The 21,528-nt window shown below is 64.4% G+C and carries 22 protein-coding genes; 12 read left to right on the plus strand and 10 right to left on the minus strand.

What is annotated here, in order from left to right; translation table 11 throughout:
* Nucleotides 1–86: 86 nt before the first annotated feature.
* The 5 genes from G474_RS0112285 to G474_RS0112305 all read right to left on the minus strand — a co-directional run bounded on the left by G474_RS0112285 (nucleotide 87) and on the right by G474_RS0112305 (nucleotide 4,123).
* Nucleotides 87–1,025: a type II secretion system protein gene (locus G474_RS0112285; RefSeq protein WP_026687236.1), complete on the minus strand. Its 939-nt coding sequence runs from the start codon at nucleotides 1,023–1,025 to the stop codon at nucleotides 87–89.
* A gap of 179 nt (nucleotides 1,026–1,204) precedes the next feature.
* Nucleotides 1,205–1,432 (minus strand): hypothetical protein, encoded by a 228-nt coding sequence (locus G474_RS0112290; RefSeq protein ID WP_051282261.1) that lies wholly within the window; start codon nucleotides 1,430–1,432, stop codon nucleotides 1,205–1,207.
* Between the two features lie 179 nt (nucleotides 1,433–1,611).
* The gene (rsgA, locus tag G474_RS0112295; protein WP_026687238.1) at nucleotides 1,612–2,490 is read right to left on the minus strand and encodes a ribosome small subunit-dependent GTPase A; all 879 of its coding nucleotides are present in this window, start codon (nucleotides 2,488–2,490) and stop codon (nucleotides 1,612–1,614) included.
* A 40-nt stretch (nucleotides 2,491–2,530) separates the two neighbouring features.
* Nucleotides 2,531–2,839, minus strand: coding sequence for a c-type cytochrome (locus tag G474_RS0112300; protein ID WP_026687239.1), 309 nt, complete (start codon nucleotides 2,837–2,839; stop codon nucleotides 2,531–2,533).
* A 9-nt stretch (nucleotides 2,840–2,848) separates the two neighbouring features.
* Nucleotides 2,849–4,123, minus strand: coding sequence for a M48 family metallopeptidase (locus G474_RS0112305; RefSeq protein WP_211228111.1), 1,275 nt, complete (start codon nucleotides 4,121–4,123; stop codon nucleotides 2,849–2,851).
* 43 nt (nucleotides 4,124–4,166) lie between these two features.
* Here G474_RS0112305 and orn point away from each other — a divergent pair, with 43 nt between their 5' ends.
* Nucleotides 4,167–4,712 carry an oligoribonuclease gene (gene orn / locus G474_RS0112310; protein WP_026687241.1) on the plus strand — a complete coding sequence of 182 codons (546 nt, stop codon included), beginning with the start codon at nucleotides 4,167–4,169 and terminating at the stop codon, nucleotides 4,710–4,712.
* Between the two features lie 21 nt (nucleotides 4,713–4,733).
* Nucleotides 4,734–5,357, plus strand: a complete 624-nt coding sequence (locus tag G474_RS0112315; protein WP_026687242.1) for a c-type cytochrome — start codon at nucleotides 4,734–4,736, stop codon at nucleotides 5,355–5,357.
* Nucleotides 5,358–5,366: 9 nt separating this feature from the next.
* Here G474_RS0112315 and G474_RS20645 read toward each other — a convergent pair whose 3' ends face one another.
* From G474_RS20645 to trxA, 4 genes are all read right to left on the minus strand, one after another.
* Nucleotides 5,367–6,989 (minus strand): ArnT family glycosyltransferase, encoded by a 1,623-nt coding sequence (locus tag G474_RS20645; protein WP_043464266.1) that lies wholly within the window; start codon nucleotides 6,987–6,989, stop codon nucleotides 5,367–5,369.
* A 74-nt stretch (nucleotides 6,990–7,063) separates the two neighbouring features.
* Complete coding sequence (gene rpmE, locus G474_RS0112325; protein WP_026687243.1) at nucleotides 7,064–7,279, minus strand: 50S ribosomal protein L31; 216 nt, start codon at nucleotides 7,277–7,279, stop codon at nucleotides 7,064–7,066.
* Between the two features lie 105 nt (nucleotides 7,280–7,384).
* Entirely contained in the window at nucleotides 7,385–8,644 is a 1,260-nt protein-coding gene (rho, locus tag G474_RS0112330; protein WP_026687244.1) for a transcription termination factor Rho, read from the minus strand.
* Between the two features lie 114 nt (nucleotides 8,645–8,758).
* Nucleotides 8,759–9,085, minus strand: coding sequence for a thioredoxin TrxA (gene trxA / locus G474_RS0112335; RefSeq protein WP_026687245.1), 327 nt, complete (start codon nucleotides 9,083–9,085; stop codon nucleotides 8,759–8,761).
* A 191-nt stretch (nucleotides 9,086–9,276) separates the two neighbouring features.
* Between trxA and G474_RS0112340 the strand changes: the two genes are divergently transcribed.
* Nucleotides 9,277–9,726 carry a CBS domain-containing protein gene (locus G474_RS0112340; RefSeq protein ID WP_026687246.1) on the plus strand — a complete coding sequence of 150 codons (450 nt, stop codon included), beginning with the start codon at nucleotides 9,277–9,279 and terminating at the stop codon, nucleotides 9,724–9,726.
* Between the two features lie 82 nt (nucleotides 9,727–9,808).
* On the opposite strand, the gene G474_RS22140 is transcribed toward G474_RS0112340, so the two are convergent.
* Nucleotides 9,809–10,534, minus strand: coding sequence for a PilZ domain-containing protein (locus G474_RS22140; RefSeq protein WP_026687247.1), 726 nt, complete (start codon nucleotides 10,532–10,534; stop codon nucleotides 9,809–9,811).
* A 201-nt stretch (nucleotides 10,535–10,735) separates the two neighbouring features.
* Between G474_RS22140 and aroC the strand changes: the two genes are divergently transcribed.
* From aroC to G474_RS0112390, 9 genes are all read left to right on the plus strand, one after another.
* Complete coding sequence (aroC, locus tag G474_RS0112350; RefSeq protein ID WP_026687248.1) at nucleotides 10,736–11,833, plus strand: chorismate synthase; 1,098 nt, start codon at nucleotides 10,736–10,738, stop codon at nucleotides 11,831–11,833.
* 85 nt (nucleotides 11,834–11,918) lie between these two features.
* The gene (locus G474_RS0112355) at nucleotides 11,919–12,167 is read left to right on the plus strand and encodes an HP1242/YdcH family protein (protein WP_026687249.1); all 249 of its coding nucleotides are present in this window, start codon (nucleotides 11,919–11,921) and stop codon (nucleotides 12,165–12,167) included.
* Between the two features lie 59 nt (nucleotides 12,168–12,226).
* Nucleotides 12,227–13,384 carry an MFS transporter gene (locus tag G474_RS0112360; RefSeq protein WP_026687250.1) on the plus strand — a complete coding sequence of 386 codons (1,158 nt, stop codon included), beginning with the start codon at nucleotides 12,227–12,229 and terminating at the stop codon, nucleotides 13,382–13,384.
* 78 nt (nucleotides 13,385–13,462) lie between these two features.
* On the plus strand, nucleotides 13,463–14,869 hold the full coding sequence (leuC, locus tag G474_RS0112365; RefSeq protein WP_026687251.1) for a 3-isopropylmalate dehydratase large subunit: 1,407 nt from the start codon (nucleotides 13,463–13,465) through the stop codon (nucleotides 14,867–14,869).
* A gap of 8 nt (nucleotides 14,870–14,877) precedes the next feature.
* Nucleotides 14,878–15,096: an entericidin EcnAB gene (locus G474_RS0112370; protein WP_245589358.1), complete on the plus strand. Its 219-nt coding sequence runs from the start codon at nucleotides 14,878–14,880 to the stop codon at nucleotides 15,094–15,096.
* On the plus strand, nucleotides 15,096–15,734 hold the full coding sequence (gene leuD, locus G474_RS0112375; RefSeq protein WP_026687253.1) for a 3-isopropylmalate dehydratase small subunit: 639 nt from the start codon (nucleotides 15,096–15,098) through the stop codon (nucleotides 15,732–15,734). Before G474_RS0112370 ends, leuD begins: the two co-directional genes overlap by 1 nt.
* Before the next feature lie 64 nt (nucleotides 15,735–15,798).
* The gene (gene leuB, locus G474_RS0112380) at nucleotides 15,799–16,869 is read left to right on the plus strand and encodes a 3-isopropylmalate dehydrogenase (RefSeq protein ID WP_026687254.1); all 1,071 of its coding nucleotides are present in this window, start codon (nucleotides 15,799–15,801) and stop codon (nucleotides 16,867–16,869) included.
* A 94-nt stretch (nucleotides 16,870–16,963) separates the two neighbouring features.
* Nucleotides 16,964–18,097 (plus strand): aspartate-semialdehyde dehydrogenase, encoded by a 1,134-nt coding sequence (gene asd, locus G474_RS0112385; protein ID WP_026687255.1) that lies wholly within the window; start codon nucleotides 16,964–16,966, stop codon nucleotides 18,095–18,097.
* Between the two features lie 252 nt (nucleotides 18,098–18,349).
* On the plus strand, nucleotides 18,350–21,520 hold the full coding sequence (locus G474_RS0112390; RefSeq protein WP_051282262.1) for a motility hub landmark protein FimV: 3,171 nt from the start codon (nucleotides 18,350–18,352) through the stop codon (nucleotides 21,518–21,520).
* The last annotated feature ends 8 nt before the right edge of the window (nucleotides 21,521–21,528 follow it).

Raw genomic sequence — 21,528 nt, forward strand, 5'->3', positions numbered from 1 at the left:
AGGGTCAGGAGCTGAGGTGGCCGGCACCCGGAGGTGCCGGCCGGGGATGGGAGCCCCGCAGGGCTCCCGCGCTATGAACCAGTTGCTTAGGTGCGGCGGACGTTGTCCACTTCACCCAGTTCTTCGTCCTTGGTGTCGCCTGCGCCGTCGATGATGGCCTGGAAGGTGGCCTGACCACCGGCGGTGGAAACGTTCCACAGCACGACGAAGCGGTTGTATTCGTCATTGCTCACGTGACGATAGACGGGCACGTTGGAGAGGGCGCCGATGGTGGTCGGGTTGAACAGGGAAGCATCCGCGCCAACCCCGAAGGCCACCAGTTTGTTGGTGGAACCGGAAGGCAGGCCGGCTCGCTCCGGACCGCCGCTCCACACCATCACGGCGTCGCCGTCGGCCAGGGTGGCATTGGCGGCATAGCCGCAACCATTGGCGGTGGCAGGCCGGAAGATGTTCTGGGCCGTGACGTTGTTGCCCTTGTCGGTGATCGTGGCCTTGATGCTGGCATCAGCACAACCGCCGGCAGCCACGTCTTGCGGGGTGGCTGTGGGGTCCAGCACCCGGGCGGTGGTGATGCCCACGTTTTGCAGCGCGGCCAGGTCGGCTGCAGTCAGGGTGCCTGCAGTGAGGTTGCCGACCAGATCAGTGTTGAGCACGGAAGAGACGGTGGCGCCGGCCAGGGAGTTGGTGGCATTGAACATCAGGGAGTCCCAGTTGTCGGGATAATTCCCGCCGTTCAGCACGCGGAAGGTCTGGATGCCCTTGGAGAGCTCATCCATCATGGCCACGTGGGCAGCGGCGGCGCCCTTGCGGTCGGTATCCTGCAGCATGATGGTGGCGGTGCCGGCGATGGCGGCCAGGATGGCCACGACAACCAGCAGTTCCAGCAGGGTGAAGCCGCCTTCCTTCTTGCTGCGGATGGTTTCGAACTTGCGGCGCAGGGCACGGCCCTTGACGGCGGAAATGTCCAGGGCTTGCAGCTTGGACTTCAGTTCGGCCTTGGACATGGCCATGAGTTTGGTCAACATCAGTACAACTCCTTGCGGATGATGGTTCCGGATTTCCCCTCCGGGAAACTCCTGCACCAGGTTTTTTAACGAAAGGTCCGGCGCCATTGCCGGAAAATTTCGCCGCGACCCCTCGTCGCCAGCCTGTAAATCGTGCTCATCCGCCAGGCTCACCCTGGCCGGAAAAGGTCAGACCACGCCTAGTGGCAGGATGCCGTGGCGGGTGTGTAGTCCACTACGAACCGGTACTGTTTTCCGCAGTGCAGAATGACCTCTTTTTGCCCCCGCCGCAGGATGCGGATTTCCACCCGGATCTCGGCAAACCCGTCGTGGGCAAAGGCTTCCTTGTAAAGGTCGTTCAGCTTGGAAAGTACCTGGGCGTTGGACAGGGCGGCCTTGCTGGCCGCTGCCTTTTCCAAGGTTTCCATAAAGTGTGTGGTGCCTCACAGGTGATGATGTATGGGTGGATGATAATAACTATTATTCGCGTGGTCAACTTTTTGTTGAGTGTTTTTCAGAGAATTTCTCTGAAACTTTCCCCTGGCCCCGCCTCCTCCAGGCAGGGCCAGGGCTGGCCAGCGGCCATATCGTTGGAAGCAGGCGGGGTTCAGCCCCGGCGGGTTTCCCGGGCCAGGGTGGTGAAGAGCTGCAGTCGTTCCGGGTGGATGTGGCCGGCGGCGGCGGCGGCCTGGAGGGCGCAGCCGGGTTCCTGCTGGTGCTGGCAGTTGCGGAAGCGGCACTGGCCCAGGTAGGGCGCGAATTCCGGGAAGGCCTGCTCCAGGTCGCCCTGGTCCAGGTGGCCGAGGCCGAATTCCTGCAGGCCGGGGGAGTCGATGATGTGGCTGTCCCGGTCCAGGTGGTAGAGGGTGGCGTGGGTGGTGGTGTGCTTGCCGGAATCCAGGGCGGCGGAGATTTCCCGGGTGGCGGCCCGGGCTTCGGGGATCAGGGCGTTGATGAGGGTGGATTTGCCCATGCCCGACTGTCCCACCAGAACGCTGGTCTTGCCCTGCAGATGGGGAAGCAGGGGGGCAGCCCCCTGTCTGGCGCTGAGTTCCAGGACCGGGTAGCCCAGCTGGATCAGGGTGGCCAGGCGCTGGCGGGCGGGGCCCAGGCGTTCTTCCAGGTCGCTCTTGTTGAGCACGATCAGGGGGGCAATGCCCTGACTGTCCGCCGCGATCAGGCAGCGGCTCACCAGCAGTTCGGAAAAGGCCGGTTCCGTCGCCACCACCAGGATCAGTTGATCCACGTTGGCAGCAATCAGCTTCTGGCGGATTTCGTTGGAACGGTAGAGCAGGCTGTGCCGGGGCTCCACCAGGTCGATGACCCCCTGTCCCTCGCCGGTTCCCTGAACCTGGACCCGGTCCCCGCAGACCACCTCGCTTTTCTTGCCCCGGGTGTAGCACAACAGGGTTTCCCCGTCCGGGAGTTCAACCCGGTACTGGCGGCCATGGGCGGCGACCACCAGGCCGGTGAGGGGGGCGCTCAAGCGCCGTGCCGGCGGCAGGCCGGATGGAGTTGGGTCGAAGTCATTGTTTGAATTGGTAATACTGTTGATTGAGATAGCGGGCCACGTGGGCTTCCTCGTCCGGGAACCAGCCGGTGTTCATCTGGGCATTGCAGGCGGCCACCCGCTGCAGCAGTTCCAGCTTGTCGCTCAGGACCCGCCCGTCGCGGGTATAGATGCGGGAGCCGTCGCCGCCGTACATGCGCTGGTGGCAGCTGATGCAGTCCTTGTCGTGCAGGGCCTTGCCGGCCGTCGGGTCCCCCTGATCCAGTTCGGGGGCGCCATGGGCCAGCAGGGGAAACAGCAGGGCAGGCAGGATGAGGGTGCGCATGATGGTCTCCTAGGCGGGGGATGGGGGGGCGTGCAAGGGAGCGTGCAAATGGGCGATGCGCTGGGCGGCAGGAGGGTGGGAGTCGTAAAAGAGGGAATGCAGGGGGTCCGGGGTCAGGGTGGCGGCATTGTCCTCGTAAAGTTTCACCAGGGCGGCGCTCAGGTCCTCGGCGGCGGCGAGCCGGGCTGCGTAGGCGTCGGCCTGGAACTCGTGCCGACGGGACAGGGCGCTGAACAGGGGGGTGAGGGGAAAGGTAAACGGCGGTATCACCAGGGCGAACAGCACCAGGGCCAGGGCCGTGTTGCCCTGTTCCAGACCCAGGGCCTGGTAGAACCAGGGGGCCTCCAGCAATTGCCCGAGCAGGGCCAGGAAGACCAGGGACAGGCTGAAGATGCCGATGATCCGCTTGACGATGTGGCGATGGTGGAAGTGCCCCAGCTCATGGGCCAGGACGGCTTCCACCTGGGGCGGGGAGAGCCGTTCCAGCAAGGTGTCGAAGAAGACGATGCGGCGCGCCTTGCCGAAGCCGGTGAAGTAGGCGTTACCGTGGCTGGAGCGGCGGGAGCCGTCCATCACGAACAGTTCCCGGTTGCCGAAATGACCCCGCTGCAGCAGGGCCTGGACCCGCGCCTTCACCTCGCCGTCGGCCAGGGGGGTGAAACGGTTGAAGAGGGGGGCGATCCACAGGGGGTAGGCGAACAGCACCAGCAGGTTGAAACCCATCCACAGCAGCCAGACGTACAGCCACCAGGCCTGTCCCATGGCGTCCATGAGGCTGAGCACGGCAGCCAGCAGGGGGAGGCCGAGGAGGGCGGAGACCAGGGTCTGCTTGATCAGATCGGAGAGGAACAGGGTCGGGGTCATGCGGTTGAAGCCGAAGCGGGCCTCCAGGCGGAACTGCCGGTACAGGTCCAGGGGCAGATCCACCAGGCTGGTGATGATCACCACGCTGGCGATCAGGGCCATGCCGTAATACAGGCCTTCCAGATGGGCGGACCAGAATCCGTGCAGGGCCTGCAGCCCGCCGCCCCAGGTCAGGGCCAGGAGCAGGGCCAGCTCCACCCCCAGGGCCAGCCGCCCCAGCCGGGTCTTGGCCACCGTGTAATCGGCGGCCCGCTGATGAGCGGCCAGGCTGATGTGTTCCCTGAACGCGGCGGGGACCTGATCCCTGTGGCTCCGGACGAAGCGCTCCTGGCGCCAGGACAGCCAGAGGCGCAGAATGGCGGAAAGCCCAAGGGCAAGGAGGAAGGCGACGCTAAAGGTTGGAGTCAGGATGTGGTCCATGAGGATATGACACAATATCGACTTTCAGGTTTCGGGCAATTATATGGCACGTGATGCAACAAACCTCGTCTGGCTGGATATGGAGATGACGGGGCTCAATCCGGATTCCGACCGGATCATCGAACTGGCGATGGTGGTGACCACGTCCACCCTGGACGTGGTGGCGGAGTCCCCCGTCTGGGTGGTGCACCAGCCGGAAGCGGTGCTGGATGCCATGGATGACTGGAACAAGAAGACCCATGGCCGTTCCGGGCTGATCGAGCGGGTGCGGGCGACCCGGCATACGGAAGCCCAGGTGGAAGCCGAGGCGCTGGCCTTCATGCAGCAGTACGTGCCCCAGGTCACCTCGCCCATGTGTGGCAATTCCATCTGTCAGGACCGTCGCTTCATGGCCCGCTACATGCCGGCTCTGGAGGCCTGGTTTCACTACCGGAATCTGGATGTGAGCACCCTCAAGGAACTCTGCAAGCGCTGGACTCCGGCGGTGTACAAGGGTTTCCAGAAAAAGGGGACCCACGTGGCCCTGGCCGACATCTACGAATCCATCGAGGAACTGAAGTACTACCGGGAACACTTTATACGGTGCTAGGCGCCGGGAGGAGAAGCTGAAATGAAGCGCAACATGCGGCGCACACTGGGGCTGGCCCTGCTCGCCGGGCTGGTATTTCCCGCCTATGGGGCTGACGCCAGGTTACAGGCCATCCAGGCAGACCCCGCCGCCGTGCAGGCTGCGGTGGAGGCCGGGCGCAAGGCCTCCTTCTTCTGCGCCAACTGCCATGGGGACAACGGCGTCAGCCGCTTGCCGGAAGTCCCCAACCTGGCCGGCCAGAACCCGGCCTATCTGCTGGAGCAGATCCGCAAGTTCGGCAGCGGTCAGCGCAAGGATGAGTTCATGCAGGGGCTGATCAAGGTCCTGAAGGATGAGGAAAAAATCCAGATCGCCCTGTTCTATGCGGGGCAGCAACCCACCCCGGGGCAGCAGGAAGCCGCTCCGGTGGCCGCCGGCCGGCAGGTCTATGTGAAGCTCTGTGCCCGTTGCCATGGGGACCAGGCCCGGGGTAACGAGACCATCCCCCGCCTGGCCGGGCAGCATCCGGTGTACCTGAACCGCTCCATCACCCGTTACCGGGACAAGACTGGTGAACGGCTGGATCCCCAGATGTCCAGCGCCGTGGCCCCCTTGAAGAACGAGGACATCAAGGCCGTGGCGGCCTACCTCAACACACTGCCCTGATTCGGAGGCTCAATCGGCGCTGCGCCGGTAGAGGCGGAAGCGCTCCTTGCGGTCCCCGGGCCGGTTGCCTTCCCAGACCCGTTGCCAACCCCGGCCCGGCGGATTCAGCTCGGTCCGGGAATGGCCCTGGACCAGCAGCCAGCGGCAATGGGTATGCCCGTCCCCGTCCAGAGGGGTGAAGCGCAGGCGTTCGAAGTAGGCAAAGGAAGCCCGCTGGGCATCCCCCAGATTCAATTCCGCGATGCAGCCCTTCCGGTCTGGCATCTGGGCCGCCAGGGTGGCAGCCAGCTTGCGGTAGCTCTTGCCGTAATCGATCCAGGGCAGCCACAGGGATACGGTCAGCAGCCAGGCCGTGGCCAGTCCTGCGGTCCAGCGGATCAGGCTGCGGTAGGGAGAGCGGGGCAGGCCGGGCAGGGTCCAGATCCACCACAGGCTGACCAGCAGGGCGAGGCCGAAGAAGAAGGGATCGAAGCGGCCCTGGAAACCGGGTTCCAGTTCCACGGCCCGTCGGGCCAGTCGTTCCGGCCAGCCGAAGATCATGGCCGACCAGCCCACCCAGAGCAGGATGGCGAAGACACTGAAAGCCATGCCCGAGAACCAGTCGAAGGCGTTGGCCGCGCCCCGGCGCAGGGACAGGACCCCGGGAGTGGCCAGCAGGGCCAGGGGGGGGAGAAGCAGGATCGCGGTGGTTTCCTTGGCGCTCAGGGTCAGGGGCAGCAGCAGCAGCAGGGCGAGCAGCAGGGTCAGGGGCAGCAGGATGGCCGGGGTCCGCCACTGCCGGCGCTGCTGCCACAGGCTCCAGCCGGCCAGGGGCAGCAAGGGCCAGGAAAACCAGGGCAGCATGCCCAGCAGCCCGTAAAGGTCGCTCAGGTAACGGGGAGGTGTGGCGAACAGGGTCCATTCCCGCAGCAGCCAGGCGTCCAGCCACAGGGGGGCAAGCTTGGCCAGGAGCAGGCCGCAACCCAGGAGCAGGAGGCTGCCGCCGACCAGGCTCAATCCCAGGGGCAGCAGGCTCAGCCGGGGCTGGGCCTGGAGCAGGGCGACAGGCAGGAACAGGACTAGCAGGGGAAGCAGGCCGGCCAGGCCGCAACCCAGCCCGGCCAGGGCCAGGGATGCCATCGCGAGGAGGGCTGCAGCCCCGGGTTTTCTGGTGAGCAGGCTGGCCGCCAGCAACAGCAGACTGACGGCGGCTAGCAGCAGGAGCATGGGCTGGGCCTCGTGGGCCCGCACCAGCAGCCCGAAACTGCCAGCCAGCAGCAGGGGGGAGGCGGCGGCGCTGTCCTGGCCGTAGAGTTCGCGCCCGGTGTAATAGACGGCCGTCAGGGTCAGGGCTGTCCACAGGCCGCTGGCCAGGCGCAGGGCGTCGTGGATGGGCAGCAGCCAGCCGAACAGCTTGCCGGTCAGGGCCGCGCTCCAGTAATACAGCGGTCCGGCCAGGAAGGGCTGGCCCGCCAGGGAGAGGCCCAGGCCATGGCCTGGATCCAGGAAGTCCCGGGCCACGGCCAGGTGGATCACATCCTCGGTCTTCCACGGGTCGTGACCGAACAGTCCGGCCAGGATGTAGAAGGCCAGCAGGCCAGCCAGTGTCCAGCCTGACGGAGGGAGTTTCAGCGTGCGGGGCAGTCCGGGCATGGGGTCGGGAGGTGGGGGAAATCAACAAAAAAGGCAGCCAGGGGCTGCCTTTTTTATGGGATCGGGACGAAGCCTCAGGCAGACTTGCGCAGGGCGCCGAACTTCTGGTTGAACTTCTCGACACGACCGGCGGTGTCCACGATCTTCTGCTTGCCGGTGTAGAAGGGGTGGCAGGCGGCGCAAACTTCCACGTGCAGGGCCTTCTTCATGGTGGACTTGGTGGTGAAGGTGTTGCCGCAGGAGCAGGTCACCTGGATTTCTGCGTAATCGGGGTGGATACCGTTTTTCATGTCTGGGTCCTTGAAAATAGCGGTCGGCGATATTGGCCGACCTTGGAAAGCGCGTGATTATCCCGGAAAAGCCCCGGGAATGCAAAGCTTTATTGCAGTCCGGTCTCAGCCGCGGCGCATGGCGTCGAAGAACTCGTTGTTGCCCTTCGTCGCCTTGATCTTGTCGAGCAGGAATTCCATCGCCTCCAGATCGTCCATGGGGTAGAGCAGCTTGCGCAACACCCACATCTTCTGCAGCACGTCGGGTTTCAGGAGCAGCTCCTCGCGCCGGGTGCCGGAGCGGTTCACATTGATGGCCGGGTACATGCGCTTTTCCGCCATGCGCCGTTCCAGGTGGATTTCCATGTTGCCGGTGCCCTTGAACTCTTCATAGATCACGTCATCCATGCGGGAGCCGGTTTCCACCAGGGCGGTGGCGATGATGGTCAGGGAGCCGCCTTCCTCGATATTGCGGGCAGCACCGAAGAAGCGCTTGGGCTTCTGCAGGGCGTTGGCGTCCACGCCGCCGGTCAGCACCTTGCCGGAGGCGGGCTGCACGGTGTTGTAGGCCCGGGCCAGGCGGGTGATGGAGTCGAGCAGGATGATCACATCCTTCTTCATTTCCACCAGGCGCTTGGCCTTTTCGATCACCATCTCGGCCACCTGGACGTGACGGGTGGCGGGCTCGTCAAAGGTGGAAGCCACCACTTCGCCGCGCACCGTGCGGGTCATTTCCGTCACTTCCTCGGGGCGCTCGTCGATCAGCAGCACGATCAGCACGGCTTCCGGATGGTTGGCGGTGAGGGCGTGGGCGATGTGCTGCAGCATCACGGTCTTGCCGGACTTGGGCGGGGCCACCAGCAGGCCCCGCTGGCCGGCGCCGATGGGGGCGATCATGTCGATCACCCGGCTGGTGATGTTCTCCTCGGCCTTGATTTCCCGTTCGAGTTTCAGGTGACGCGTCGGGTGCAGCGGCGTCAGGTTCTCGAACATCAGCTTGTTCTTGGTGGCTTCCGGCGGTTCCCCGTTGATCTTGTCCAGCTTGGTCAGGGCGGAATAGCGTTCGCCATCCTTGGGGGTGCGGATCTCGCCTTCGATGCTGTCGCCGGTGCGCAGGTTGAAGCGCCGGATCTGGGACGGAGAGACGTAGATGTCGTCCGTGTTCGCCTGGTAGGAGGTATCCGGGGAGCGCAGGAAACCGAAGCCGTCGGAGAGGATTTCCAGGGTGCCGTCGCCGTAGATGGGCTCGCCTTTCTTGGCGTGGGCACGCAGGATGGCGAAGATCAGCTCGTGTTTGCGCAGCCGGTTGGCTGCGTCGATGTTGAAGCCGGCAGCCATTTCAACCAGCTGGCTGACGTGTAACGACTTGAGTTCGGAAAGATGCATGTGCGTTGACGCGAAGGGAAAAGGATGGCGCCGGAGACGCCGGGGAGATTCTGGAAAAGGGAGGGGAACTGCAGACGGGCCTGAATCTGGACTCAGGCCCGCAGGGTAGGGGAATTACAGATTGCTGTCAATGAAAGCGGTCAGCTGGGATTTGGACAGGGCACCGACCTTGGTGGCTTCCACGTTGCCGTTCTTGAAGATCATCAGGGTGGGAATGCCGCGGATGCCGAACTTGGCCGGGGTAACCTGATTGTCGTCGATGTTGACCTTGGCCACTTTCAGCTTGCCGGCGTATTCGGCGGCTACTTCGTCGAGGATGGGGGCGATCATCTTGCAGGGGCCGCACCATTCGGCCCAGTAGTCCACCAGCACCGGTTGCTGGGATTGCAGCACCTCGGTTTCAAAGGTGTCATCGGTAACGTAATGGATGTGCTCGCTCATGGGATTCCTCTTGCGGGTTTGCAGTAGCCGATCCGGCATGGAAAATGCCAACGGGTGTAGGCGGCAATCCTAACCAAAAACCTTGGGTGTGGGAAGCGGAAGGAGGCTTTTTGACGGCTTTCCCTATCGCGGCAGATGTTCTAACATGGCCCGCACTCCAACCATAGTCATAATTTCTAGAGAGGTCAGCCATGCAGGTAAGGGAAATTCTGAGGATCAAGGGGTCCTCCCTGTTCACCACCAGCAGTGAGGCATCCCTGACCGGGGCCGTGGCCATGATGTCCGAACTGGATACGGGCTCCTTGGTCGTGATGGAGGGGGAGCGCATGGTGGGCATGCTGACTTTTCGCGAGGTGCTGGCCGCCATCGCGGCCCACCAGGGTTCCACCGACGGAGTCCGGGTGGGGGAGGTGATGGTCAGGGATCCCGTGACCGTGGCGCCCACGGTGGAGGCCAATGAGCTACGCCGCCTGATGGTGGAAAAGCACATGCGCTATTTGCCTGTCACCGATGGTGGGGAGCTGCTGGGCGTGATTTCCTTCCTGGATGTGGCCAAGGCCGTCCTGGAGGAGCAGAGCTTCGAGAACAGGATGCTCAAGAATTACATCAAGAACTGGCCGGAAGGTTCTGCTGCTGCCTGATCCGGCGGCTGTGGGGATGCACCAAGTGCCGGGCGGCTTCTGGCACGTCCGGCCACCTCTGAGGCAGGTCGGGTGTAGAAGCCTACTGCTTGAGGGCAGGGGAGACTGAGGAAATGTTTCTCTCCCGGGGCTTGGCGGGGCTGCTGACGCGAATGGGGTTGGTGCTGGCCGGGTGACGGGGCTGGTCTTGGTTCAGGGGGATGCGGGCAACTTCCAGCAGGTCCTTGACCACGCCGTGGGCATTGATGAGGGGAATGCGGGCGTCGGCGGCAATGCAGAGCATGCCCAGGCCGGCGGAATCCATGCCCTTGCACTGGTTCAAGTCGATGGCGGCAAGGCTGCCTCCCCGGACCAGGTGCAGGAAATCCCGGCTGAGGGGCAGGGAGAGATGGCCGATCACATCCAGTTGCAGCTTGTCCCCCTGGCGGCGCAGGCTGATGCCGCCGGTCTTGGGGTCCTGGATCACCAGCTCCACTGTTTCCCTGAGGGGGGCGGGGTCGTCATAACGGGTTTCCAGGGCAATGCCAACGCTGATGCCGCCGCTGCGGGGGTTGAGGTGAGTGATGCTGCCGCTCCAGGAGCGGCTGCCCCCTTCGGTGTGCAGCTCCCCTTTGATGCTCTGTCCCTGTTTCAGGCCCCGGCACAGGGCTTCCGGAAGCTGGACTTTGAACCCCCGGCTGGAGACGTCTTCCACCCGCCCCCGCAGCTCCGTGTGGCCGTTTTCCATGACTGCGGCCGGATCGGGGAGCAGGGTTGCCTGCAGGGTGGCACCCGGATGGAAGCGGGTCTGTTGGCGTCGTTCCAGCATGGAAGTCTCCGTTTTGTTACCGAGGTATGATTCTAGAATAATTCTGATGGGCTGCAAGCTGATTTTGCAGATGTCCTGAGCTTTGTTGGCACAGGGGGGCGGGGTAGGGCCGGGCGGGCCTGGCCCCTGTGATAAACTGCGGCCCCTCCGTTCATCTGTCCGGTGCGTCCTGGTGCCGGTTTTTCTCGCAAGGTTCCCATCATGTCCGGTAACACTTTCGGCACCCTGTTCACGGTCACTTCCTTCGGCGAATCCCACGGCCCGGCCATCGGCTGCGTCGTCGATGGCTGCCCTCCCGGGCTGGAGCTGACTGAGGCCGACATCCAGGCCGAACTGGACCGGCGCAAGCCCGGCACCTCTCGCCACGTCACCCAGCGGCGGGAGCCGGATACGGTGGAGATTCTTTCCGGCGTCTTCGAGGGTAAGACCACCGGCACGCCCATCGGCCTCCTGATCCGCAACCAGGACCAGCGCAGCAAGGACTACGGCAACATCGCCAGCACCTTCCGTCCCGGCCATGCCGATTACGGCTACACCCAGAAGTACGGCTTCCGTGACTACCGCGGCGGCGGTCGTTCCTCCGCCCGGGAAACCGCGGTGCGCGTAGCCGCCGGCGCCATCGCCCGCAAGTGGCTGCAGCAGCGCTACGGCATCAGCATCCGGGGCTGGATGAGCCAGCTGGGCCCCATCGAGATTCCCTTCGTGGACGCCGCCGCCATCGACGGCAATGCCTTCTTCGCCCCCAACACCGCCATCGTGCCGGAACTGGAGGTCTACATGGACGCCCTGCGCAAGTCCCTGGATTCGGTCGGCGCCAAGATCACCGTCACCGCTACCGGCGTGCCGCCGGGCTGGGGCGAGCCGGTCTATGACCGCCTGGATGCGGAAATCGCCTACGCCATGATGGGCATCAACGCCGTCAAGGGTGTGGAGATCGGCGCCGGTTTTGCCAGCATCGCCCAGAAGGGCAGCGAGCACGGCGACGAGATGACTCCCGCCGGCTTCCTCTCCAACCACGCCGGCGGCGTTCTCGGCGGCATTTCCACGGGCCAGGACATCGTGGTGAACATGGCCATCAAGCCCACTTCTTCCATCGCCCAGCCGCGCCGTTCGGTGGATGTGCAGGGCAATGCGGTGGAAGTGGCCACCGAAGGCCGCCACGACCCCTGCGTCGGCATCCGCGCCACGCCCATCGCCGAGGCCATGCTGGCCCTGGTGCTGATGGACCATGCCCTGCGCCACCGCGCCCAGTGCGGCGACGTGGTGCCGCCCCTGGCGCCCCTGCCTGCCCGGGGGTGAGGTCCTTGCTGCGCCGCAGGGTCGACCCGCCCGGAAGGGCGGGCCTATACTGGGGCTGCAACCATGACCAAGAGAAAGGATCTCCATGCAAGTTGAGCATCATGATCTGCATCACGAGTTTCCCGAAATGCGCGAAACCATTCTTGAGTTGAAGGGCTGCAATGCCCATTTCGCCCGTCTGTTCGATGCTTACCATAGTTCCACCAACCGGGTGGAGGCCCTGGAGGGGCAGGATGTCCCCGTGGATGACTTCACCATCGAGGCCATGAAGAAGGAGCGGGTCAGGCTGAAAGACGAGCTCTACCAGATGCTGGTGGCTGCCCAGGCGGCCTGAGCGTCCATGTGATCAACAGCAGCGGCCGACCCAGTTCGGCCGTTTTCTTTGGCGGTTCCATGCAATTGCCCTACTGGCGCCTGTCTGGCTACTACTTTTTCTACTTTGCCTTCGTAGGTGCCTTTTCCCCCTATTTCGGGCTTTATCTGCAGTCCCTGTCCTTCTCCGCCTGGGATATCGGCCTGCTCATGTCCCAGATGCAGTTGATGCGCCTGGTCGGCCCTTACCTTTGGGGCTGGCTGGCCGATCAGGGGCACCGGCGCATTACCATCGTGCGCCTGGCCGGGGTCATCAGCCTCTCGGGCTTTCTCGCCTTTTTCTGGCTGGAGCGTCTGGGCAGCATGCTGGTGGCCATGGCGGTCCTGGCTTTTTTCTGGAGTGCCGCCCTGCCGCTGGTGGAAACCCTGACCTTTGACCACCTGCGCGAACAGGCGGCCCGCTATAGCCGCATCCGCCTCTGGGGCTCGGTGGGTTTCATCGTCACCGTGCTGGGCACGGGGGCTCTCCTGGACCGGGTGGCGCCGGGCGGGGTCCTCTGGGTGTGTACCCTGATCCTGGCAGGCATCCTGCTGTTTGCCCTGCTGGTCCCGGAGGCGCCGCCCCGTCCAGGGGCAGAGGATGCGGCGCCGGTGGGCAGCATCCTGGCCCAGCCCCGGGTGCGGGCCTTGCTGGCAGCCTGCTTCACCATGTCTGCCGCCCATGGGGCCTATTACATCTTCTACTCCATTCATCTGGCGGATCATGGCTACAACAAGTCGGAGGTGGGCTTCCTGTGGTCTCTGGGGGTGGCGGCGGAGATCCTCATCTTCGTGTTCATGCCCCGTCTGACCCAGCGTTTCGGCCTGCGCCGGATCCTGCTGCTGAGCTTTGCCGCCGCAGCCCTGCGTTTCCTGCTGATGGGCTGGGGGGTGACCGTTCCGGTACTGGTGGTTCTGGCCCAGTTGCTGCACGCCCTGACCTTCGGTGCCTACCATGCCGCTGCCATTGCTGCCGTGAGTCGCTGGTTTCCAGGCAGCAGCCAGGCTCGGGGGCAGGCGCTTTATTCGAGCATGTCCTTCGGTGCGGGCGGGCTGCTGGGCGGGCTCCTGAGTGCCTGGATCTGGGATCGGGTGGGCGCTGGCTGGACCTATACCTTGAGCGCCCTGTTCGCCTTGGCCGGCTGGTGGCTGGTGTGGCGCTGGGTATGGGAGCGGGATTCCGAGCTGGGGACAGGCTGAGCCCAGGTGCTTCCGGCTTGCCCTCTGCCCGGGGTGCTGTGCCATAATTCAAGGCTTTTCCGGCCCGGGATTCTGCTTATGCCGCAAACCCTTTACGACAAGCTTTGGGATAGTCATGTGGTCCACCAGGAGGCGGACGGCACGGCCCTGATTTATATCGACCGGCACCTGGTGCATGAGGTGACCAGCCCCCAGGCCTTTGAAGGCCTGAAGCTAGCCGGGCGCAAGCCCTGGCGGGTTTCCTCCATCGTTGCCACCGCCGACCACAACACCCCCACCGACCACTGGGACGAGGGGATCAAGGACCCGGTGTCCCGGCAGCAGGTGGAAACCCTGGATGCCAACATCCGCGAGGTGGGGGCGCTGGCCTATTTTCCTTTCAAGGATCTGCGGCAGGGCATCGTGCATGTGGTGGGGCCTGAAAACGGCGCCACCCTGCCTGGCATGACCGTGGTTTGCGGCGATTCCCACACCTCCACCCATGGCGCGTTTGCCTGCATGGCCCACGGCATCGGCACTTCCGAGGTGGAGCACGTGCTGGCTACCCAGTGCCTGATCCAGAAAAAGTCCAAGTCCATGCTGATCCGCGTCGAGGGCCGGCTGGGCAAGGGCGTGACCGCCAAGGACGTGGCCCTGGCCATCATCGGCAGGATCGGTACTGCCGGCGGCACCGGCTATGCCCTGGAGTTTGGCGGTTCCGCCATCCGCGGCCTGTCCATGGAAGGGCGGATGACCCTGTGCAACATGGCCATTGAGGCGGGCGCCCGTCTGGGACTGGTGGCCGTGGATGAAAACACCATCAATTACCTCCGGGACCGTCCTTTCTCTCCCCGTGGTGCGGCCTGGGATCAGGCGGTGGACTATTGGCGCACCCTGCATTCCGACGCGGGGGCCTGTTTCGACTGCACCGTGGATCTGCGGGCCGAGGACATCCTGCCCCAGGTCACCTGGGGGACTTCCCCGGAAATGGTGGTGCCGGTCACGGCTGCGGTGCCGAATCCCGCCAGGGAGGCCGATCCGGTCAAGCGCGAGGGCATGGAGCGGGCCATTCAGTACATGGGGCTGACGCCGGATGCGCCCATTCAGTCCATCAAGATCGACAAGGTCTTCATCGGTTCCTGTACCAATTCCCGTATCGAGGACCTGCGCCAAGCGGCCGCCGTGCTCAAGGGGCGCAAGAAGGCGGACAGCGTCAAGCTGGCCCTGGCGGTGCCGGGTTCCGGTCTGGTCAAACGCCAGGCCGAGGCCGAGGGGCTGGACAAGATTTTCGTGGCGGCGGGCTTTGAATGGCGCGAGCCTGGCTGTTCCATGTGCCTGGCCATGAATGCCGACCGCCTGGAGCCGGGGGAGCGTTGTGCTTCCACCTCCAACCGTAATTTCGAAGGTCGTCAGGGGCCGGGAGGGCGTACCCACCTGGTGAGCCCGGCCATGGCGGCAGCGGCTGCCATCGCCGGCCATTTTGCCGATGTGCGTGACATTCTCTGAACCTCATCATGCTGCGTACCGGATATCTTTTGCTGCTCTGCTCACTGCTGGGGGCCTGCCATACCGCCCAGGGAGTGAAGCAGGATGTGCGCGAGGGGGTCGAGGTGGCGGGTGAGGCTATCCAGAAGGGTGGCGAGTCCGTCGGCAAGGCCTTGCAGAAGGGCGGCGACGCCGTGGGTGAAACCATGAAAAAGGGCGGCGAGGCCGTCAAGAAGGCAGTGGAATAATGGATAAATTCGTCAAATTCGATGGGCTGGTGGCTCCCCTGGACCGCAATAATGTGGACACGGATGCCATCATTCCCAAGCAGTTCCTCAAGTCCATCAAGCGTTCCGGCTTTGGCCCCAACGCCTTCGACGAGTGGCGCTACATGGACCACGGCGAGCCGGGTATGGACAACTCCCAGCGCCCCCTGAATCCCAATTTTGTCCTCAACCAGCAACGCTACCAGGGCGCTTCCATTCTGCTGACCCGCAGCAACTTCGGCTGCGGCTCCAGTCGGGAACATGCCCCCTGGGCCCTGGGGGATTATGGCTTCAAGGTGATCCTGGCCGAATCCTTCGCCGACATCTTCTTCAATAACTGCTTCAAGAACGGCATCCTGCCCCTCGTTCTGCCCAAGGCCGAGATCGACGCCCTGTTCGGTCTTACCGAGTACAGCCCTGGTTTCAAGCTGACCGTGGATCTGGCTCAGCAGCAGGTGGTGCGTCCCGATGGACATGTCATTCCTTTTCAGGTGGACCCCTTCCGCAAGGAGTGCCTGCTGAACGGCTGGGACGACATCGGCCTGACCCTGCGCCATGCGGACAAGATCCGGGAGTTCGAGGATCGCCGCAAGCAGCAGCTGCCCTGGTTGTTCGCCTGATCTGTCATTCATCTGTCGCGGCCTGCCGACTTCGTGTCGGGGCCGCGTTTTTCCGAGAGAGAACATGAGCAAGAAGATTTGTGTGCTGCCGGGTGACGGCATCGGTCCCGAAATCATGGCGGAAGCCGTGCGTGTGCTGGAAGCCCTGAACCTGGGCTTCGAGATGGAAACCGCCCTCTTGGGCGGCTGCGCCGTGGACGCCACCGGCAACCCTTATCCGGAAGCCACCCAGAAACTGGCCCAGGCCGCCGATGCCGTGCTGCTGGGCGCCGTGGGTGGTCCCCAGTGGGACACCCTGCCCCGGGAACAGCGTCCCGAGCGCGGCCTGCTGGGCATCCGCAAGCAACTCAACCTGTTTGCCAACCTGCGCCCCGCCATCCTCTACCCGGAACTGGCCAATGCCTCCACCCTGAAGCCCGAAGTGGTGGCCGGCCTGGACATCCTCATCGTGCGCGAACTGACCGGCGACATCTACTTCGGCCAGCCCCGCGGTATCGAGGAGCGCGAGATCGACGGCCAGAAGCAGCGCTTCGGCTTCAACACCATGCACTACAGCGAATCCGAAATCCGCCGCATCCTGCGCGTGGCCTTCGAGGCCGCCAGGAAGCGCAACAAGAAGCTGTGCTCGGTGGACAAGATGAATGTGCTGGAAACCACCCAGCTGTGGCGCGACATCGCCAACGAACTGGCCCCCGAATACCCGGATGTGGAACTGTCCCACATGCTGGTGGACAACGCCGCCATGCAGCTGGTGCGCAATCCCAAGCAGTTCGACGTGATGGTCACCGGCAACATGTTTGGCGACATCCTTTCCGACGAAGCCTCCATGCTCACCGGCTCCATCGGCATGCTACCCTCCGCCTCCCTGGACGCCAACAACAAGGGCCTCTACGAGCCCTCCCACGGTTCCGCCCCGGACATCGCCGGCAAGGGCGTGGCCAATCCCCTGGCCACCATCCTCTCCGCCGCCATGATGCTGCGCTACACCTTCAATATGGAAGAAGCTGCCGTGAAGGTGGAAAACGCCGTGAAGAAGGTGTTGGCCCAGGGTTATCGCACCGGCGACATCTACGAGCCGGGCACCACCAAGGTGGGCACCCGGCAGATGGGCGACGCCGTCCTGGCCGCCTTGTAATACCGGGAAAACCCCCGGGCGCGGCAGAGGTGGTAAACCCTGCCGCCTGTGATACCGTTACACATTCGTTAAGTTCTTACCCAAGGAAGCAGTGATGAAGCGAGTTGGTCTGGTTGGTTGGCGCGGCATGGTCGGTTCCGTCCTCATGCAGCGCATGGTGGAAGAGGGCGATTTCGCCCACATCGAGCCCGTCTATTTTTCAACCTCCAACGCCGGCGGCAAGGCCCCGGTGTTCGGCGGCAAGGAAGCTGCGGCTCCCCTGCAGGACGCCATGTCCGTGGATGCCCTGAAGACCTGCGACATCATCATCACCTGCCAGGGTGGCGACTACACCAAGGAAGTCTTCCCCAAGCTGCGCGCTGCCGGCTGGAACGGCCACTGGATCGACGCCGCCTCCGCCCTGCGCATGGCCGACGACGCCGTGATCATCCTCGACCCGGTGAACAAGAACGTCATTCAGGATTCCCTGGCCAAGGGCGGCAAGAACTGGATCGGCGGCAACTGTACCGTCTCCCTGATGCTGATGGGCCTGGGCGGGCTGTTCCAGAACGACCTGATCGAGTGGGCCACCTCCATGACCTACCAGGCCGCGTCCGGCGCCGGCGCCCAGAACATGCGCGAGCTGATCGCCCAGATGGGGACCATCCATGCTTCCGTGGCCGACCTGTTGGCCGACCCGTCTTCCGCCATCCTGGAAATCGACCGCAAGGTGGCCGAAACCATCCGTTCCGACGCCTTCCCCAAGAAGAACTTCCGCAACACCCCCCTGGCCGGCAGCCTGATCCCCTGGATCGACGTGCCTGTGGAAAACGGCCAGTCCAAGGAAGAGTGGAAGGGCGGTGCCGAATGCAACAAGATCCTGGGCAAGCCCGCTTTCCGTAGCCAGGGCTCCATTCCCATCGATGGTCTCTGCGTGCGTATCGGCGCCATGCGCTGCCACTCCCAGGCCCTGACCATCAAGCTGAAGAAGGATGTGCCCCTGGACGAGATCAGCGACATGCTGGCCAAGGCCAACCAGTGGGCCAAGGTGGTGCCCAACGAGCGCGAGATTTCCGAGCGTGAGCTGACCCCCGCCGCCGTCACCGGCACCCTGACCGTGCCCGTCGGCCGTCTGCACAAGATGGCCATGGGTCCCGAGTACCTGGCCGCCTTCACCTGCGGCGACCAGCTGCTGTGGGGCGCTGCCGAACCCCTGCGCCGCATGCTGCGCATTCTGCTCGAAGCCTGATCGGGCTGGAAAACAGCTGGCCGGGGAAAATCCCCGGCTTTTTTCTTGTTTTCATTTTTTCCAGGTACCCAAGCAGAATGCGAACGTGCTAAGCTTTCAGAACAAAGGTTAGCTTGCACGGCTAAGTGCATGATGTTATTTTAAAACGTCGATTTCGGCGCTCAGGGTGGCAGCGTGAATAAAAAATACTCCCTTTCCAGCAAGCACAGTGTCATGGCCTTGGCCCTGGCCTCGAGTTTGTCCTTGACTCCCATGTGGGCTGATGCAGCCGGCCTGGGGCGTATCACGGTCTATTCCGCCCTGGGCCAGCCCTTGCGCGCGGAGGTTCAGGTCTCTGCCACCCGGGAGGAACTGCCCGGCATGACGGCGCGCCTGGCTCCCGTGGAATCCTTCCGGCAAGCCGGTGTGGATTACTCCACCAGTCTCCTGCAGCTGCGCTTTGCCGTGGAAAAGCGGGCTGGCGGCACCGTGATCAAGGTGACCTCGGACAAGCCCATCAACGATCCTTTCCTGGACTTTCTGGTCGAGCTGAACTGGCCGGCCGGTCGTCTGGTGCGGGAATACACCTTCCTGCTGGACCCTCCCGAGGTGGCTGCCCAGGCCTCCCGCCGCCAGGCGGTGGTGGAAGCCCGTACCGTACCGGTGCTGCCGGCGGGTACCGAGCAGGGTGAGCTGATCAGCAAGCCCGGCAAACCGGCTCCGGCTGCCAAAACGGGCGGGCGCAGTGCTGACAAGGCGGCGCCCGAGAAAGCCCCGGAGAAACCCGCCGACAAGCCTGCCGAGAAAGCCGAACAGCCTGCCGACGGGGCTGCGGCCAAGCCGGCTCCCAAGGCCACGGGCGCTGCTGGCGAACATGTGGTCAAGCCGGGTGAGACCCTGCGCCGTATCGCCACCGAAAACCTGCCGGCCGGGGTTTCCCTGGAGCAGATGCTGGTGGCCCTGTACCGCAACAACGCGGACGCCTTCAATGGCAAGAACATGAACCGGCTGCGGGCCGGTGCCGTGCTGCAGATGCCCGCCCAGGCCGATGTGGCCGCCATTCCCGAGGAGGAGGCGCGCAAGGTGTTCCGGGCCCAGTCCTCTGACTGGAACAGCTACCGGCGCAAGGTGGCGAGCGCTGCCGAAGGTGCGCCGGTGGCCGAGGAGTCCGGCAGCCGGGCCTCTTCCGGCAAGGTGAGCGCCAAGGTGGAGGAGAAGCTGCCTCCGGCCGAGCAGGGCAAGGATCAGGTCAAGGTGTCCCGCACCAACAAGGCGGCTGCAGGCAAGGGCGGGGCGTCCGAAGAGGACCTGATCGCCAAGGAGAAGGCCCTGAAGGAGTCCCAGGAGCGTCTGGTGGCCCTGGAAAAGAACGTGGCCGAACTGCAGAAGCTCCTGGAAATGAAGAACCAGAGCCTGGCCGAGATGCAGAAGCAGCTTGCCAGGAAGCCCCAGGCCAGTGCTGCCCCGGTTGCTCCCGCTGTGCCCCCGGTCAGCAAGCCCGAAGAAAAGCCGGTAGCCAAGCCCGAGGTCAAGACTGAGGTCAAACCTGAAGCTGCTGCACCCAAGCCCCAGGTGGAGGCCAAGCCCGAAGCAGCGCCCACCCCGGCTCCCGAACCCAAGCCGGAAGTGAAGCCGGAGGCTGCTGCGCCCCAGGAGGCTCCGAAGGCCGATACGCCAGCGGAAGCTGGCGAGGCTGCCAAGCCTGCCGAGGCGGAAGCCCCCAAACCTGTGGAAGCCCCCAAGCCGGAGGCGCCCGCGCCTGCCGCCAAGAAACCTGCCCCGCCGCCGCCTCCGCCGGTGGAGGAGCCCGGCTTCTTCGACGACATGGATCTGCTGCCGGTCGTCGGTGGTGGTGGGGTGCTGGCTGCCCTGCTGGGTTACCTCTTCATCCGCCGCCGCAAGGGCAAGGCCCAGGCCCAGACGGACACCCTGTCCCAGGAGCTGCCCGAGCCCACCTCCACCCTTGGGCCCAACTCGGTCTTCCAGACTGCCGGCGGCCAGAGTGTGGATACCACCCACACCACGCCGCCCACCACTGATTTCAGCCAGGCTGGGCCTGGAGCCATCGATACGGACGAGGTGGACCCGGTCGCCGAGGCTGACGTGTACATGGCCTATGGCCGGGATGCCCAGGCAGAAGAAATCCTCCTGGACGCCCTGCAGAAGGATCCCCAGCGTACGGCCATCCACAGCAAGCTGCTGGAGATTTACGCCAACCGCAAGAGTGTCAAGCAGTTCGAGACCCTGGCGACGGAGCTCTACGCCCAGACCGGTGGTCATGGGCCGGAATGGGACAAGGTTGCCGCCCTGGGGCGGGGTCTTGATCCTTCCAACCCCATCTATGGCGGTGTAGGTGCTGCCGGGGGGGCTGCCCAAGGAGCTGCCGCTGCCCTGGCGGCTGCCGCTGCGGCCGTGCCGACCTTCGATGCCGATGCCACCCTGGTGGTGAAGTCTCCCGACGCCCTGGCGGCCCTGGCGCCCGAACCGGCTCCTGTCTATGAGCCGGAACCGCTGCCTGAGCCCAGCTTCGACTTCGTCACCAAGACCCAGCCCATGGCGGAAGACCCGCTCCTGTCCCTGCCCCAGGAAGAGGAGCCTGCCGATTCCGGCGTGCTGGACTTCGATCTGGGCGGTGCTGCACCCGGGGCTTCGGCTCCGGCAGCCCCCGAAGCCGAAGCGGATGGGTTCGTGGATACCATCACCAATGCCGATCTGGCCGCCGAAGGCGCCCTGGACTTCGATCTGGAGGCTGCGCCCGGGGAAATCTCCGGCCGGGCCGACATGTCCGCCACCATGGTCAATCCCGATGCTGCCCTGGAGGCCATGGACTTCGATCTGGGAACCCAGGTCGAAGCTGCCGATGCCAGCTTTACCCCCGAGGGAACCCTGGTGGATAGCGATGTGGCCCGGATGTCCGGTGCGGAGACCCTGGTAGGGGCCGACTTCAAGGCCGCCGTGACCGCTCCCGAGCCCGTTGCTGCCGCGCCCCAGGAGCCTGGCCTGCTGGACTTCGAATTGAGCGTGCCGGAAACCGTGGCCCCCGCAACCCCCGAATTGCAGGCAGGTCTGCCTGCCGCGAAAGAGGAAGATATGACCAAGACCCAGGTGATGTCCCTGGAGCCTGATGAGGACATGGAGTTCGATGTGCGCCTGACGGATTCCACCATCCTTGGCAATCCCGGTGGTGGCGGCTTCGACCTGTCCGGCATCGATCTGGATCTGGGGAGTGAGGCGGCTGCTTCGGCGCCTGGTGCTGGCGCAGCTGGCGGGGAAGTTCCCGACGCCCGGCGCGAGGAGGTCAATACCAAGCTGGATCTGGCCAAGGCCTACGAGGACATGGGCGATCTGGAAGGCGCCCGGGAATTGCTCGGCGAAGTGCTGAGTGAAGGGGCGCCGGACCAGGTAGCCCAGGCCCGGGCCACCCTGGACCGGTTGAGCGCCTGAACCGTATA

Origin of the sequence: Azovibrio restrictus DSM 23866 (genome assembly GCF_000429665.1) — a bacterium.
GTDB lineage: Bacteria > Pseudomonadota > Gammaproteobacteria > Burkholderiales > Rhodocyclaceae > Azovibrio > Azovibrio restrictus.